The following is a 12,619-nucleotide window of genomic DNA, read 5'->3' as shown; positions in this document are numbered from 1 at the left end:
TGATTATCTATTATAAAGTAACAACTTCACCTCCGGCAGCTTCAATAGCTTCTTTCGCTGAGGCAGTAAATTTATGAACAGATACTTTCAACTTTGCCTTTAATTCACCTCTACCTAATATCTTAACAAGCTCGTTTTTTCCGGCCAGGCCATTTTCTACAAGCACATCCATATCTACCGTATCCTTAATTCTACCTTCATCTACGAGAGATTGAAGTGTATCCAGGTTAATGCCCTGATATACTTTACGGTTTCTATTACTAAAACCGAATTTAGGAACACGACGCTGAAGTGGCATCTGACCACCTTCAAATCCAATTTTTTTAGAGTAACCAGAACGGGATTTTGCCCCTTTGTGTCCTCTGGTAGCTGTACCTCCTTTTCCGGATCCTTCTCCGCGACCTACACGCTTACTGTTACTTTTAACTGAACCTTCTGCAGGTCTTAAGTTACTTAAATCCATGTATATTATTATTTTGTTTCCTCTACAGAAACTAAATGTTTAACTTTATTTACCATACCAAGGATATTTGGCGTGTCCTGATGCTCTACCGTTTGCCCAATTTTCTTAAGCCCCAAAGACTCAAGAACAAGTTTTTGATTCTTGGAACGGTTAATAGCACTTTTTACTTTTGTAACTTTAATATTTCCCATCTCTGTCCTTGATTTATCCTTTAAAAACTTTTTCCAGGGAAATACCTCTTTGCTTTGCAACAGTCTCTGCACTACGCAATTGCAATAAAGCATCAAATGTTGCTTTCACTACATTATGAGGATTCGAAGATCCCTGATTTTTGGAAAGTACATCATGTACTCCAACCGATTCCAATACAGCACGTATAGGACCACCGGCGATAATACCTGTACCGGTAGCGGCCGGTAGCAATAATACCCTTGCACCGCCATATTTACCTTTTTGCTCGTGAGGTAAAGTACCTTTATTTAAAGGAATTCGTACTAAATTCTTTTTAGCATCTTCTACGGCTTTGGAAATAGCGTCGGCAACTTCTTTTGATTTTCCCAGACCCTGTCCAACAACACCATTTTCATCTCCAACAACTACAATAGCAGAGAAACCAAATGCTCTACCTCCTTTTGTAACTTTCGTTACACGTTGTACCCCTACAAGACGATCTTTTAATTCAAGTCCTCCCGGTTTTACGTGCTCTACGTTTTTATAATCTTGATACATAATTTCTTAGAATTTTAGTCCTCCTTCGCGAGCACCTTCTGCTAATGATTTAACTCTACCGTGATACAAGTAACCACCTCTATCAAAAGAAATGGTATCAATTCCAGCATCTTTAGCTTTTTCAGCAATAGTTTTACCTACCAAAGCAGCGAGTTCTGTTTTGCTTTCAGCTGCATTTGAAATTTCTTTATCTCTTGAAGAAGCTGCCACTAAAGTTTTACCGGCAACATCATCTATAATCTGAGCATAAATTTCTTTATTACTTCTAAAAACAGATAATCTCGGACGGCTTTCAGTTCCCGTAATATCCTGACGGATACGCTTCTTTATTTTTTGTCTTCTCTTTTCTTTTGAAAATGCCATATCTAAACTTTATTAAGCTGATTTACCTGCTTTTCTTCTTAATTGTTCTCCAACAAACTTAATCCCTTTACCTTTATATGGTTCCGGTGCTCTAAACGAACGGATTTTAGCAGCTACCTGCCCTACCAGTTGTTTATCGTAAGAAGTAAGCTTCACGATAGGATTCTTTCCTTTCTCAGAAATAGTTTCCACTTTAATTTCCGGCGCCAAATTTAGCACAATATTGTGGGAATACCCAACTGCCAAATCCAATTTCTGCCCCTGTTTAGATGCTCTATAACCAACACCTACAAGTTCCAGTTGTTTAGTATATCCTTCAGTGACACCGGCAATCATATTGTCTACCAAAGCACGGTATAAACCATGTTTTGCTTTCTGGTCACTTTTTTCAGAAGAGCGGTCAAAATAAATTACTCCTTCCTCAACTTTAAAGTTGATATCATTTATTTCCTGCTTTAGCTCTCCTAATTTTCCTTTTACCGTAATTACTTTTCCTTCAGTTTTTACATCAACACCTTCGGGAATTGTAATTGGGCTTTTACCTATTCTTGACATTGTTTAAGTCTTTTAAGTATTAGTAAACGTAACACAGCACTTCACCACCAACTTTCTCAGCCTGCGCCTGCTTTCCTGTCATTACCCCATGAGAAGTAGACACAATAGCTATCCCCAAGCCATTTAAAATCCTTGGCAATTCATTGGCACCGGCATACTTACGTAAACCAGGTCTACTTATTCTCTGGATATCTTTAATTACTGAATCCTTTGTACTTTTATCGTACTTAAGAGCTATTTTGATAATTCCCTGAGCGGTACTGTCATCAAACTTATAACTAAGCACATATCCCTGGTCGAATAGTATTTTTGTAATCTCCTTCTTAAGATTAGAAGCCGGAATTTCAACAACCCTGTGGTTGGCAGCAACGGCATTTCTAATTCTTGTTAAGTAATCTGCAATTGGATCTGTATTCATTTATATTTATTTGCGGAAGTGGTTTTCTAATAAAAGAACCTTCCTCCAGTTCATATTTTACCAACTAGCTTTTCTTACGCCGGGAATTAATCCATTATTAGCCATTTCCCTGAACATAACCCGGGAAAGACCAAATTGTCTCATATATCCTTTAGGCCTGCCAGTTAGCTTACATCTGTTGTGTAAACGTACAGGTGAAGAGTTTTTTGGTAACTTTTGAAGTCCTTCCCAGTCACCAGCCTCTTTAAGAGCCTGACGCTTTTCAGCATACTTCTTTACCAGTTTTTGTCTTTTCACCTCACGGGCTTTCATTGATTCTTTAGCCATAATTAACTCTTTTTAAATGGTAATCCTAGTTCGGTTAACAATGATTTCGCTTCCTTATCGGTAGCAGCAGTGGTAACGAAAGTGATATCCATACCGGCAATTCTGTTTACCGCATCAATATCGATCTCAGGAAAAATGATTTGTTCCGTTATCCCAAGGTTGTAGTTACCCCTACCATCAAAACCGTTAGCCTTAATACCATTAAAATCACGTACACGTGGTAAGGCGGTGGTAATAAGCCTGTCCAGGAATTCATACATTTTATATCCACGTAAAGTGACTTTAGCACCAATAGGCATCCCTTTACGTAACTTAAATGAAGCAACATCTTTTTTAGATATTGTAGAGACTGCTTTTTGACCACTAATAGCTGTTAACTCATCAACAGCATAATCAATTAGTTTCTTATCTGCAACAGCTCCACCTACTCCACGGCTTATAACGATCTTTTCAAGCTTTGGCACTTCCATTATATTGGAATAGCTGAATTCTTCTGTAAGAGCAGACTTTACTCTGTCTTTATACTCTTGTCTAAGTCTTGGTACGTATGCCATAACTATATTACTTCATTAGATTTTTTGGAAAATCTTACTTTTTTTCCATCCTCCACTCTATACCCTACCCTGGTGGTATTACCATTTTTATCGATAAGTGCCAGGTTAGAAATATGAATTGGAGCTTCTTTCTTTTTAATACCACCTTGTGGATTGGCTGCACTTGGTTTCTCATGTTTAGAAATCTCGTTTACACCCTCCACAATAGCTTTATTTTTTTCAAGAAGTACCTTCTGCACCTTACCTTCCTGCCCTTTATGCTCTCCGGCTGTAACACGAACCGTATCTCCCGATTTTATCTTAAGCTTTGTCATTTTCTTAATGTATTAAAGCACTTCAGGTGCCAATGATACAATTTTCATGAATTGCTTATCACGAAGTTCTCTTGCAACCGGTCCAAATACACGTGTTCCGCGCATCTCCCCGGTAGGGTTTAAAAGAACACAGGCGTTATCATCAAAACGGATATAAGATCCGTCCGGCCTGCGTACTTCTTTCCTGGTACGCACAACAACTGCTGTTGAAACCGCACCCTTCTTGATATTCCCGTTAGGTGTAGCTTCTTTAACGCTGACAACTATTTTGTCCCCAACAGAAGCGTATCTTTTCTTTGTACCTCCTAATACACGTATCGCTAAAACTTCTTTAGCGCCGGTATTATCTGCTACTTTTAGTCTGGACTCTTGTTGTACCATGGTTACTTCGCTCTTTCAATTATTTCTACTAATCTCCAACATTTAGATTTACTTAAAGGCCGTGTTTCCATGATCCTTACTGTATCTCCTTCGTTGCAGTTGTTTGTCTCGTCGTGAGCTACGTACTTCTTAGTTTTTAAAACGAACTTTCCGTACATAGGATGCTTTACCTTTTTTACTTCAGAAACCACAATAGATTTCTGCATTTTATTACTGGTAACAACACCTATACGCTCTTTTCTTAAATTTCTTTTTTCCATCTTTCAGCAGAATAACAATTATTGTTGTTCTCTTTTAGTTAACTCTGTAGCAAGTCTCGCTATGCTTCTTCGTACAGTTCTCAACTGTATTGGGTTCTCTAATGGCGAAACCGCGTGAGCCATTTTTAAATCTGAATATGCTTTTCTGGATTTCCCAAGCTCTTCCTGTAATTCTGCCACAGACAGTTCTCTTACTTCTGATTGTTTCATAATTATATATATTAAGCCTGATAATCTCTAGCTACAACAAATTTGGTTTTAACTGGAAGTTTTTGAGCTGCAAGACGCAATGCCTCTTTTGCAACATCCATTGGCACACCGCCAATTTCAAACATAATTCTTCCCGGTTTTACAACAGCTGCCCAATACTCGACGGCACCTTTACCTTTACCCATACGTACTTCAAGAGGTTTCTTTGTAATTGGCTTATCGGGAAAAATTTTAATCCAGATAGACCCTTCCCTTTTCATATAACGGGTAGCAGCAATACGCGCAGCCTCTATTTGACGCGATGTAATGAAACTGGAATCAAGAGACTTGATACCGAAAGTTCCATTTGAAAGTCTATGCCCTCTTCCGGCATTTCCTTTCATGCGGCCCTTTTGTTGCTTACGATATTTTGTTCTTTTAGGTTGTAACATTTTTCTTTACTTTAAAAAATTACTTTCTACGACGTGATTTATTACCACCTCGTCCGGATCCTCCTTTACCTCCTTGTTTCTTTGCAAGACCAACAAGCGGGGAAAGTTCTCTTTTTCCGTACACTTCACCTTTCATGATCCACACTTTAACACCCAGTCTACCATAAGTAGTATGAGCTTCAACTAAAGCATAATCAATATCGGCCCTAAAAGTTGACAAAGGAATTCTACCATCTTTATAGGATTCATCACGTGCCATTTCAGCACCGTTCAAACGCCCGGAAATCTGAATCTTGATTCCTTCAGCATTCATCCTCATTGCAGCCGCAACAGCCATTTTAATTGCACGACGGTAAGAAATACGATTTTCAATTTGTCTAGCAACGCTGGATGCCACTAAATGTGCGTCAAGCTCTGGCCTTTTAATTTCAAAGATGTTAATTTGAACCTCTTTATCGGTAATCTTCTTAAGCTCTTCTTTTAGCTTGTCTACCTCCTGGCCGCCTTTACCAATAATAATACCTGGACGGGCGGTGGTGATAGTAACGGTTACAAGCTTAAGGGTACGCTCAATAATAACCCTGGATACACTCGCTTTCGAGAGGCGAGCATGGATATACTTTCTAATCTTATCGTCTTCGGCTAGTTTATCGCCGTAGTCATTTCCTCCGTACCAGTTGGACTCCCATCCTCTGATAATACCAAGGCGATTCCCGATTGGATTTGTTTTCTGTCCCATACTCTTCTTAGCTTTGTGTATTATTGTTTGCTCCAAGCACCAATGTAACGTGATTGGACCTCTTTCTAATTCGGTGTGCACGACCCTGTGGAGCAGGACGAAGTCTTTTCAGCATACTTCCCCCATCTACACGAATCTCTTTCACAAATAATTCAGCCTCCTCAAGATTTGCATCCTCATTCTTAGATTGCCAGTTAGCAATTGCTGAAAGCAAAAGCTTCTCTACACGCCCTGATGCTTCTTTTTGACTGAACTTTAATATCTGAAGCGCTTTTTCCACTTTCTCTCCACGAACAAGATCCGCAACTAAACGCATCTTTCTTGGCGAAGTAGGGCAGTTATTCAACTTTGCAAAAGCTACCTGTTTCTTAGCTTCTTTTCTTTGCTCTGCTCTTTCTCTTTTACGAACTCCCATAGCTTCAATTATCTTTTACCTTTATTTTTTGCACCAGCATGCCCTCTAAAGGAACGTGTTGGCGAAAATTCTCCTAATTTATGACCCACCATATTTTCTGTCACATAAACAGGAACAAATTGCTTCCCATTATGAACTGCGATAGTTTGCCCAACAAAGTCCGGAGTAATCATGGAAGCGCGAGACCAGGTTTTGATAACCGCTTTCTTTCCAGACTCAACATTTTCAGTAACTTTTCTATCTAACTTATAGTGAACGTAAGGTCCTTTTTTTAATGAACGTGCCATATCTTATTATTTCTTTCTACGTTCTACAATATATTTATTACTCGCTTTTGTTCTGGAACGGGTTTTAAAACCTTTAGCAGGCAAACCTTTTCTTGAACGTGGGTGCCCACCTGAAGCTCTACCTTCACCACCACCCATAGGGTGATCTACCGGGTTCATTACCACAGGCCTGGTTCTTGGCCTTATACCCAACCAACGTTTTCTACCGGCCTTACCAGAAATTTGCAGCTGATGATCACTGTTTGAAACAGCACCAATAGTAGCCATACATGTAGAAAGTATCCTTCTAATCTCTCCGGAAGGAAGTTTAATGGTAGCATATTTACCTTCTCTTGCCAATAATTGAGCAAAAGCACCGGCACTACGAGCCATAACAGCTCCCTGCCCCGCTCTTAATTCGATACAGGAAATAACTGTACCAAGAGGAATATTAGCCAAAGGCATCGCATTTCCAATTTCAGGGGCCGCAGCTTCGTTTCTGGAAACAATATTTTGACCAACCTGAAGGCCGTTTTGAGCAATGATATACCTTTTCTCACCATCCTGATAATTCAGCAATGCGATAAAGGCTGTTCTGTTTGGGTCATATTGTATACTTGCAACAGTGGCTGGAATACCCTGCTTATCACGCTTAAAGTCCACAACTCTATAACGTCTTTTATGACCACCACCTTTATAGCGCATGGTCATTTTTCCCTGACTGTTTCTACCACCTGATTTTTTTATCGGAGCTAACAAACTTTTCTCCGGCTTGTCAGTAGTAACGGAGTCAAACCCGTTAACTACTCTAAAACGCTGACCAGGGGTGATTGGTTTTAATTTTCTAACTGACATTTTTTAATCTTAAAGATTACTGTATAAATCAATAGTTTCACCTTCCGCCACCTGTACCATTGCTTTTTTATAAGCACTAGTTTTACCAGTGATCATCCCAGATTTTGTATATCTGGTTTTTCTATTAGGGCGGACATTAATCGTGCGAACTTTAGTAACTGAAACTCCATAAGCAGACTCAACCGCGTCTTTAATTTCAATCTTATTCGCCTTATTACTTACCACAAAAGAATAGCAGTTATTCAACTCACTATCAGCCGTAGCTTTCTCTGTAATAATAGGTTTTGTTAAGACACTCATATCGCTTATTTACTTAAATTCGACTCAATTCCTTCCAGAGACCCCTCTAAAAACACAATATTATTAGCGTTTAAAATTTTGTAAGTGCTTAATTCTGAGCTATTTACAACTTCGGAGGTTTCCAAATTTCGTGATGACAAATATACATTTTTATTTGACTCTCCCAACACTATAAGGGATTTTTTACTCTGAATACCTAGGGCTTTCAAAATATCTTTGAAATTCTTAGTCTTTGGCAGATCAAATTGAAAATCTTCCACAACGATAATAGCCTTATCATTTGCTTTTATAGATAAAGCAGATTTTCTCGCCAAACGTTTAAGGTTTTTATTCAATTTGAACCCGTAGTTTCTTGGTCTCGGCCCAAAAACACGGCCTCCCCCTCTAAAAATAGGAGACTTGATACTACCTGCACGAGCTGTACCGGTACCTTTTTGCTTTTTGATCTTACGGGTACTTCCGGAAATTTCAGCACGCTCTTTGGCAGCATGAGTTCCCTGCCGCTGATTGGCCAAATACTGCTTAACATCAAGATAAACAGCATGGTCATTCGGTTCTATAGCAAAAACAGCATCAGAAAGGTTAGCCTTTCTTCCTGTTTCTTTTCCTTTAATATCTAAAACTGCTACTTCCATTACTTGCTAATGATTACGTATGAGTTTTTGTGTCCCGGAACAGCTCCTTTTACCACTAAAAGATTCTTATCTGCAACAACTTTTAAAACTCTCAGGTTTTCAACTTTTACTTTTTCTCCACCCATTCTACCGGCCATCTTCATTCCTTTAAAAACTCTCGCAGGATAAGACGCAGCACCAATAGAACCCGGAGCTCTTAAACGGTTATGCTGGCCGTGAGTAGATTGACCCACACCACCAAAACCGTGTCTTTTTACAACTCCCTGGAAGCCTTTCCCTTTAGATGTACCTGCGATATCCACAAATTCACCTTCTCTGAAATGCTCTACAGTCACAGAGTCACCTAATTTAAAATCCCCTTCAAATCCCTGGAATTCGGCGACTTTGCGCTTTGCAGCGACTCCTGCTTTTTTAGCATGCCCTGTAGCAGCTTTGTTTGCAGTCCTTGCGTCATCGAAACCAAGTTGAAGTGCTTCATACCCGTCAACCTCACTGGTTCTGACTTGGGTAATTACGCATGGACCTGCTTCTATAACGGTACAGGGAATATTTTTCCCGTTCTCGTCAAAAATGCTGGTCATGCCAATTTTCTTTCCTATTAACCCAGACATAATTACTATTTATTATTAATTGTTTTAATTCAAAAAAAATCAGGGCAGAAAAATACCATCGCCCTGATTATATTTTTCTCCGTTTTTCCATTGCGAAACGCGCCGGACATGTTAACCGCACATCACAGTGTACGGAATTTTTTATCACACTTTAATCTCTACCTCAACACCACTTGGCAACTCCAGCTTCATCAAAGCATCAATAGTTTTTGATGATGAACTATAGATATCAAGAAGTCTTTTATAAGAGCTTAACTGAAACTGCTCCCTGGATTTCTTGTTTACGTGAGGAGAACGTAAAACTGTAAATATTTTCTTATGCGTTGGCAACGGAATTGGGCCGGTAACAACAGCACCCGTAGTTTTTACGGTTTTTACGATCTTTTCTGCTGATTTATCCACCAGGTTATGATCGTAAGATTTTAATTTTATTCTGATTTTCTGACTCATTTTCCTAAAATTATTCGTTAGCTGCTCCTTTTGCTGCTTTCATTACTTCTTCAGAAATATTTGAAGGAGTTTCAGCATAGTGAGAAAATTCCATAGTTGATGTTGCCCTACCTGAAGAAAGTGTTCTTAAAGTAGTAACATATCCAAACATTTCTGAAAGTGGAACTTCGGCTTTAATCACCTTTGCTCCAGATCTGTCTGACATATTATTAACCTGACCTCTTCTTCTGTTAAGATCCCCAACTATATCACCCATATTTTCTTCCGGAGTTACAACCTCCACTTTCATTATTGGCTCAAGAATAACAGCACCTGCCTGTTTAGCAGCGGCCTTATAACCCATTTTTGCGGCCAATTCGAATGAAAGTTGATCGGAATCCACTGGGTGGAAAGATCCATCCTTAAGCTCGACCTTAAGCGTATCCATAGTAAAACCAGCTAACGGCCCGTTTCTCATTGCTTCCCGGAAACCTTTCTCTACAGAAGGAATAAATTCTTTAGGTATACGTCCACCTTTAATAGAATCAATAAACTGAAGACCTTCACCTTCAAAATCTTCATCTACTGGCCCCATAGTGAAAACAATATCAGCAAACTTACCACGTCCACCAGATTGTTTTTTATAAACCTCTCTTTGATCTGCATCTCTGCGAACAGCCTCTTTGTACTCTACCTGAGGCTCACCGACATTAACCTCTACTTTAAATTCCCGTTTCATACGGTCGATAATTATCTCCAGGTGAAGTTCACCCATACCGGAAATTATTGTCTGACCAGAATTCTCATCAGTTTTAACAGTAAAAGTAGGATCCTCTTCAGCAAGTTTTCCAAGTGCCATTCCCATTTTCTCAACATCAGCCTTAGTTTTAGGCTCAACTGCAATACCTATTACAGGTGCAGGGAAAGTCATGGATTCCAGAATAATAGGATTATTCATATCTGTAAGCGTATCACCTGTTTTAATATCCTTAAAGCCTACAGCAGCTCCAATATCACCAGCCTCAATCTTATCAATAGGCTCTTGCTTATTAGAGTGCATCTGATAGATTCTGGAAATACGCTCTTTTTTACCTGAACGGACATTTAACACATAAGACCCAGCTTCAAGAGTACCTGAGTAAGCACGGAAGAATGCTAAACGACCCACAAAAGGATCGGTTGCAATTTTAAACGCAAGCGCAGAAAAAGGTGAATCCACATTAGGCTTACGGCTTTCTTCCTCACCACTATCAGGATTTGTACCTGTAATAGCCTCAACATCTACCGGGGAAGGCAAATAACGCATAACTGCATCAAGCATTGCCTGCACACCCTTATTTTTAAATGCTGAACCACACATCATTGGGATAATGGACATATCTATAGTTGCAGCACGAAGCGCAGCTATAATTTCATCTTCGGTGATAGAATTTTCATCCTCGAAGAATTTTTCCATCAACGCTTCATCATATTCAGCAACAGCCTCTACAAGCTCTGTACGATATTTATTTACATCTTCCTGAAGCTCTTCCGGAATATCAATAGTATCATAAGTCATCCCATGATCCTCATCATTCCAGATAATAGCTTTCTTTGAAATAAGATCAACCACCCCTTTAAAGTCAACTTCATCTCCAATTGGAACCTGAAGAGGAACCGGATTACCACCAAGCATTTCTTTTACCTGACGGCAAACATTAAAGAAGTCAGCTCCCTGACGGTCCATTTTATTAACAAAGCCAAGACGTGGAACACGATATTTATCTGCCTGCCTCCATACAGTTTCTGACTGAGGCTCAACCCCATCTACCGCTGAAAACAAAGCCACCACCCCGTCTAACACACGTAAAGAACGCTCTACCTCAACGGTAAAGTCAACGTGCCCGGGAGTATCAATAATATTAACTGTATAATCTTGATCTCTGTAAGGCCAGGTACAATGAGTAGCCGCAGAAGTAATAGTAATACCTCGCTCCTGCTCCTGCTCCATCCAGTCCATGGTAGCCGCACCATCGTGCACCTCACCTATTTTATGACTTATACCTGTATAATAAAGAATTCGCTCTGTAGTGGTAGTTTTACCCGCATCAATATGAGCTGCAATCCCGATATTTCTAGTAAATTTTAAATCTCTTTGTGCCATGTTGTATTTTTAGAATCTAAAGTGAGAGAATGCTTTGTTAGCTTCCGCCATCTTATGAGTATCTACTCTTCTCTTAACTGCAGCACCCTCTTCTTTGGCAGCAGCAAGAACTTCTGCAGCTAGTTTCTGCGCCATAGATTTTTCATTTCTTTTACGGGCAAAGCTAATCAACCACTTCATAGCCGTTGACACTTTACGATCCGGCCTGATTTGCATCGGGATCTGGAAGGTAGCACCACCAACACGCCTACTTCTAACCTCTACATGAGGCATAACATTAGAAAGTGCATCTTTCCAGATTTCCAATCCGGTTTTCTCCTCGTCTTGTTTCTTTTGCTCTACAACTTCAATAGCGTCGTAGAAAATCTTAAAGGCAACCGATTTCTTACCATCCCACATCATCATGTTAACGAAACGCGTAACTAACTGATCATTAAATTTAGGATCTGGTAAAAGTGGTCTTTTCTTGGCCTGTCTTTTTCTCATTTCTTCTTTTTGAGTTAATTGTTAATGTCTAATATTAATAATGTTTCCACTATTAACTTTCAACCCCTGCCTGAACAAGCAGCTTTTAACTGATTTTTACTTCTTAGGGCGTTTTGCTCCGTACTTAGACCTACGTTGCGTTCTACCTTCAACACCAGCGGTATCTAAAGCTCCACGCACGATGTGGTACCTAACTCCAGGCAAATCTTTCACCCTTCCACCTCTAACCAATACTATCGAGTGCTCTTGCAAATTGTGACCCTCTCCCGGAATGTAGGCATTCACCTCTTTTCCGTTTGTTAACCTCACCCTGGCAACTTTTCTCATTGCCGAGTTAGGTTTTTTAGGAGTAGTGGTATACACTCTCGTGCAAACACCTCTCCTTTGAGGACACGAATCCAAAGCAGCCGATTTACTCTTCTTGGTTATTTTAGCTCTTCCTTTTCGTACTAATTGTGAAATTGTTGGCATAATTTCTCTTACCTAATTATTAATTAAATTTTACCTCCCTTTTTTAAAGGTTTGCAAAGGTAGAAATAAAACCGAATAATTCAAATGATAAATTATTAATTTTCAAGAAGCTAATTCTCCACTTAATCATTTATCTGCCCCTACATTCATCTAAAATCACTTAAAGAAAATTAAAAGAAGCGAGCTAAAGCCTAAATTTTTTCTAACAAATCTTGCATTTCACCGATTTTCCACTAAAAATATTTCTGTTTTTAAACCCTCGCC

At 39.4% G+C, this 12,619-nt stretch carries 24 protein-coding genes; all 24 read right to left on the bottom strand.

The features are described 5' to 3' along the window. Positions 1-10: 10 nt before the first annotated feature. Positions 11-463, bottom strand: coding sequence for a 50S ribosomal protein L15 (rplO, locus tag RM539_RS03640; RefSeq protein ID WP_311502074.1), 453 nt, complete (start codon positions 461-463; stop codon positions 11-13). Between the two features lie 8 nt (positions 464-471). Further along, positions 472-654 carry a 50S ribosomal protein L30 gene (gene rpmD, locus RM539_RS03635; RefSeq protein WP_311502073.1) on the bottom strand — a complete coding sequence of 61 codons (183 nt, stop codon included), beginning with the start codon at positions 652-654 and terminating at the stop codon, positions 472-474. Positions 655-667: 13 nt separating this feature from the next. Next, positions 668-1,192 (bottom strand): 30S ribosomal protein S5, encoded by a 525-nt coding sequence (gene rpsE, locus RM539_RS03630; RefSeq protein WP_311502072.1) that lies wholly within the window; start codon positions 1,190-1,192, stop codon positions 668-670. A 6-nt stretch (positions 1,193-1,198) separates the two neighbouring features. Then, on the bottom strand, positions 1,199-1,555 hold the full coding sequence (gene rplR / locus RM539_RS03625) for a 50S ribosomal protein L18 (RefSeq protein ID WP_311502071.1): 357 nt from the start codon (positions 1,553-1,555) through the stop codon (positions 1,199-1,201). Positions 1,556-1,567: 12 nt separating this feature from the next. Further along, positions 1,568-2,110, bottom strand: coding sequence for a 50S ribosomal protein L6 (rplF, locus tag RM539_RS03620; RefSeq protein ID WP_311502070.1), 543 nt, complete (start codon positions 2,108-2,110; stop codon positions 1,568-1,570). A gap of 19 nt (positions 2,111-2,129) precedes the next feature. After that, entirely contained in the window at positions 2,130-2,528 is a 399-nt protein-coding gene (rpsH, locus tag RM539_RS03615) for a 30S ribosomal protein S8 (RefSeq protein ID WP_311502069.1), read from the bottom strand. A 57-nt stretch (positions 2,529-2,585) separates the two neighbouring features. Then, positions 2,586-2,855, bottom strand: a complete 270-nt coding sequence (rpsN, locus tag RM539_RS03610; RefSeq protein WP_311502068.1) for a 30S ribosomal protein S14 — start codon at positions 2,853-2,855, stop codon at positions 2,586-2,588. 2 nt (positions 2,856-2,857) lie between these two features. Then, positions 2,858-3,409 (bottom strand): 50S ribosomal protein L5, encoded by a 552-nt coding sequence (rplE, locus tag RM539_RS03605; RefSeq protein ID WP_311502067.1) that lies wholly within the window; start codon positions 3,407-3,409, stop codon positions 2,858-2,860. A 2-nt stretch (positions 3,410-3,411) separates the two neighbouring features. Next, positions 3,412-3,723: a 50S ribosomal protein L24 gene (gene rplX, locus RM539_RS03600; RefSeq protein ID WP_311502066.1), complete on the bottom strand. Its 312-nt coding sequence runs from the start codon at positions 3,721-3,723 to the stop codon at positions 3,412-3,414. Positions 3,724-3,735: 12 nt separating this feature from the next. Continuing rightward, on the bottom strand, positions 3,736-4,104 hold the full coding sequence (gene rplN / locus RM539_RS03595; RefSeq protein ID WP_081208845.1) for a 50S ribosomal protein L14: 369 nt from the start codon (positions 4,102-4,104) through the stop codon (positions 3,736-3,738). 2 nt (positions 4,105-4,106) lie between these two features. Then, the gene (gene rpsQ, locus RM539_RS03590) at positions 4,107-4,364 is read right to left on the bottom strand and encodes a 30S ribosomal protein S17 (RefSeq protein WP_311502065.1); all 258 of its coding nucleotides are present in this window, start codon (positions 4,362-4,364) and stop codon (positions 4,107-4,109) included. Positions 4,365-4,382: 18 nt separating this feature from the next. Continuing rightward, entirely contained in the window at positions 4,383-4,574 is a 192-nt protein-coding gene (gene rpmC, locus RM539_RS03585; RefSeq protein ID WP_311502064.1) for a 50S ribosomal protein L29, read from the bottom strand. An 11-nt stretch (positions 4,575-4,585) separates the two neighbouring features. Next, positions 4,586-5,005 carry a 50S ribosomal protein L16 gene (gene rplP, locus RM539_RS03580; RefSeq protein WP_311502063.1) on the bottom strand — a complete coding sequence of 140 codons (420 nt, stop codon included), beginning with the start codon at positions 5,003-5,005 and terminating at the stop codon, positions 4,586-4,588. A gap of 19 nt (positions 5,006-5,024) precedes the next feature. Continuing rightward, complete coding sequence (rpsC, locus tag RM539_RS03575; protein WP_311502062.1) at positions 5,025-5,744, bottom strand: 30S ribosomal protein S3; 720 nt, start codon at positions 5,742-5,744, stop codon at positions 5,025-5,027. A 7-nt stretch (positions 5,745-5,751) separates the two neighbouring features. Beyond that, positions 5,752-6,159: a 50S ribosomal protein L22 gene (gene rplV, locus RM539_RS03570; RefSeq protein WP_311502061.1), complete on the bottom strand. Its 408-nt coding sequence runs from the start codon at positions 6,157-6,159 to the stop codon at positions 5,752-5,754. Positions 6,160-6,167: 8 nt separating this feature from the next. Continuing rightward, positions 6,168-6,446 (bottom strand): 30S ribosomal protein S19, encoded by a 279-nt coding sequence (gene rpsS, locus RM539_RS03565; protein ID WP_311502060.1) that lies wholly within the window; start codon positions 6,444-6,446, stop codon positions 6,168-6,170. A 6-nt stretch (positions 6,447-6,452) separates the two neighbouring features. Then, entirely contained in the window at positions 6,453-7,280 is an 828-nt protein-coding gene (rplB, locus tag RM539_RS03560; RefSeq protein WP_311502059.1) for a 50S ribosomal protein L2, read from the bottom strand. Positions 7,281-7,289: 9 nt separating this feature from the next. Beyond that, positions 7,290-7,580, bottom strand: coding sequence for a 50S ribosomal protein L23 (rplW, locus tag RM539_RS03555; RefSeq protein WP_311502058.1), 291 nt, complete (start codon positions 7,578-7,580; stop codon positions 7,290-7,292). A 5-nt stretch (positions 7,581-7,585) separates the two neighbouring features. Beyond that, positions 7,586-8,215: a 50S ribosomal protein L4 gene (gene rplD, locus RM539_RS03550; protein ID WP_311502057.1), complete on the bottom strand. Its 630-nt coding sequence runs from the start codon at positions 8,213-8,215 to the stop codon at positions 7,586-7,588. Next, entirely contained in the window at positions 8,215-8,826 is a 612-nt protein-coding gene (gene rplC, locus RM539_RS03545) for a 50S ribosomal protein L3 (protein WP_311502056.1), read from the bottom strand. Before rplC ends, rplD begins: the two co-directional genes overlap by 1 nt. 144 nt (positions 8,827-8,970) lie before the next feature. Next, entirely contained in the window at positions 8,971-9,276 is a 306-nt protein-coding gene (gene rpsJ / locus RM539_RS03540; RefSeq protein ID WP_007094989.1) for a 30S ribosomal protein S10, read from the bottom strand. 10 nt (positions 9,277-9,286) lie between these two features. Continuing rightward, positions 9,287-11,398 carry an elongation factor G gene (gene fusA, locus RM539_RS03535; RefSeq protein ID WP_311502055.1) on the bottom strand — a complete coding sequence of 704 codons (2,112 nt, stop codon included), beginning with the start codon at positions 11,396-11,398 and terminating at the stop codon, positions 9,287-9,289. A 9-nt stretch (positions 11,399-11,407) separates the two neighbouring features. Then, positions 11,408-11,884 (bottom strand): 30S ribosomal protein S7, encoded by a 477-nt coding sequence (gene rpsG / locus RM539_RS03530; RefSeq protein WP_311502054.1) that lies wholly within the window; start codon positions 11,882-11,884, stop codon positions 11,408-11,410. A gap of 96 nt (positions 11,885-11,980) precedes the next feature. Further along, complete coding sequence (gene rpsL, locus RM539_RS03525) at positions 11,981-12,355, bottom strand: 30S ribosomal protein S12 (RefSeq protein WP_010230128.1); 375 nt, start codon at positions 12,353-12,355, stop codon at positions 11,981-11,983. Positions 12,356-12,619 lie beyond the last annotated feature (264 nt).

Origin of the sequence: Autumnicola musiva (assembly GCF_031846585.1) — a bacterium.
Classification (GTDB): Bacteria; Bacteroidota; Bacteroidia; order Flavobacteriales; family Flavobacteriaceae; genus Autumnicola; species Autumnicola musiva.
Note: the sequence above shows the minus strand (reverse complement) of the source record. Positions and strands in the feature narration are given on the sequence as shown.

Coding starts and splice junctions, on each gene's coding strand:
- rplO (WP_311502074.1), bottom strand. CDS start 463: ATGGATTTAAGTAACTTAAGACCTGCAGAAGGTTCAGTTAAAAGTAAC.
- rpmD (WP_311502073.1), bottom strand. CDS start 654: ATGGGAAATATTAAAGTTACAAAAGTAAAAAGTGCTATTAACCGTTCC.
- rpsE (WP_311502072.1), bottom strand. CDS start 1,192: ATGTATCAAGATTATAAAAACGTAGAGCACGTAAAACCGGGAGGACTT.
- rplR (WP_311502071.1), bottom strand. CDS start 1,555: ATGGCATTTTCAAAAGAAAAGAGAAGACAAAAAATAAAGAAGCGTATC.
- rplF (WP_311502070.1), bottom strand. CDS start 2,110: ATGTCAAGAATAGGTAAAAGCCCAATTACAATTCCCGAAGGTGTTGAT.
- rpsH (WP_311502069.1), bottom strand. CDS start 2,528: ATGAATACAGATCCAATTGCAGATTACTTAACAAGAATTAGAAATGCC.
- rpsN (WP_311502068.1), bottom strand. CDS start 2,855: ATGGCTAAAGAATCAATGAAAGCCCGTGAGGTGAAAAGACAAAAACTG.
- rplE (WP_311502067.1), bottom strand. CDS start 3,409: ATGGCATACGTACCAAGACTTAGACAAGAGTATAAAGACAGAGTAAAG.
- rplX (WP_311502066.1), bottom strand. CDS start 3,723: ATGACAAAGCTTAAGATAAAATCGGGAGATACGGTTCGTGTTACAGCC.
- rplN (WP_081208845.1), bottom strand. CDS start 4,104: ATGGTACAACAAGAGTCCAGACTAAAAGTAGCAGATAATACCGGCGCT.
- rpsQ (WP_311502065.1), bottom strand. CDS start 4,364: ATGGAAAAAAGAAATTTAAGAAAAGAGCGTATAGGTGTTGTTACCAGT.
- rpmC (WP_311502064.1), bottom strand. CDS start 4,574: ATGAAACAATCAGAAGTAAGAGAACTGTCTGTGGCAGAATTACAGGAA.
- rplP (WP_311502063.1), bottom strand. CDS start 5,005: ATGTTACAACCTAAAAGAACAAAATATCGTAAGCAACAAAAGGGCCGC.
- rpsC (WP_311502062.1), bottom strand. CDS start 5,744: ATGGGACAGAAAACAAATCCAATCGGGAATCGCCTTGGTATTATCAGA.
- rplV (WP_311502061.1), bottom strand. CDS start 6,159: ATGGGAGTTCGTAAAAGAGAAAGAGCAGAGCAAAGAAAAGAAGCTAAG.
- rpsS (WP_311502060.1), bottom strand. CDS start 6,446: ATGGCACGTTCATTAAAAAAAGGACCTTACGTTCACTATAAGTTAGAT.
- rplB (WP_311502059.1), bottom strand. CDS start 7,280: ATGTCAGTTAGAAAATTAAAACCAATCACCCCTGGTCAGCGTTTTAGA.
- rplW (WP_311502058.1), bottom strand. CDS start 7,580: ATGAGTGTCTTAACAAAACCTATTATTACAGAGAAAGCTACGGCTGAT.
- rplD (WP_311502057.1), bottom strand. CDS start 8,215: ATGGAAGTAGCAGTTTTAGATATTAAAGGAAAAGAAACAGGAAGAAAG.
- rplC (WP_311502056.1), bottom strand. CDS start 8,826: ATGTCTGGGTTAATAGGAAAGAAAATTGGCATGACCAGCATTTTTGAC.
- rpsJ (WP_007094989.1), bottom strand. CDS start 9,276: ATGAGTCAGAAAATCAGAATAAAATTAAAATCTTACGATCATAACCTG.
- fusA (WP_311502055.1), bottom strand. CDS start 11,398: ATGGCACAAAGAGATTTAAAATTTACTAGAAATATCGGGATTGCAGCT.
- rpsG (WP_311502054.1), bottom strand. CDS start 11,884: ATGAGAAAAAGACAGGCCAAGAAAAGACCACTTTTACCAGATCCTAAA.
- rpsL (WP_010230128.1), bottom strand. CDS start 12,355: ATGCCAACAATTTCACAATTAGTACGAAAAGGAAGAGCTAAAATAACC.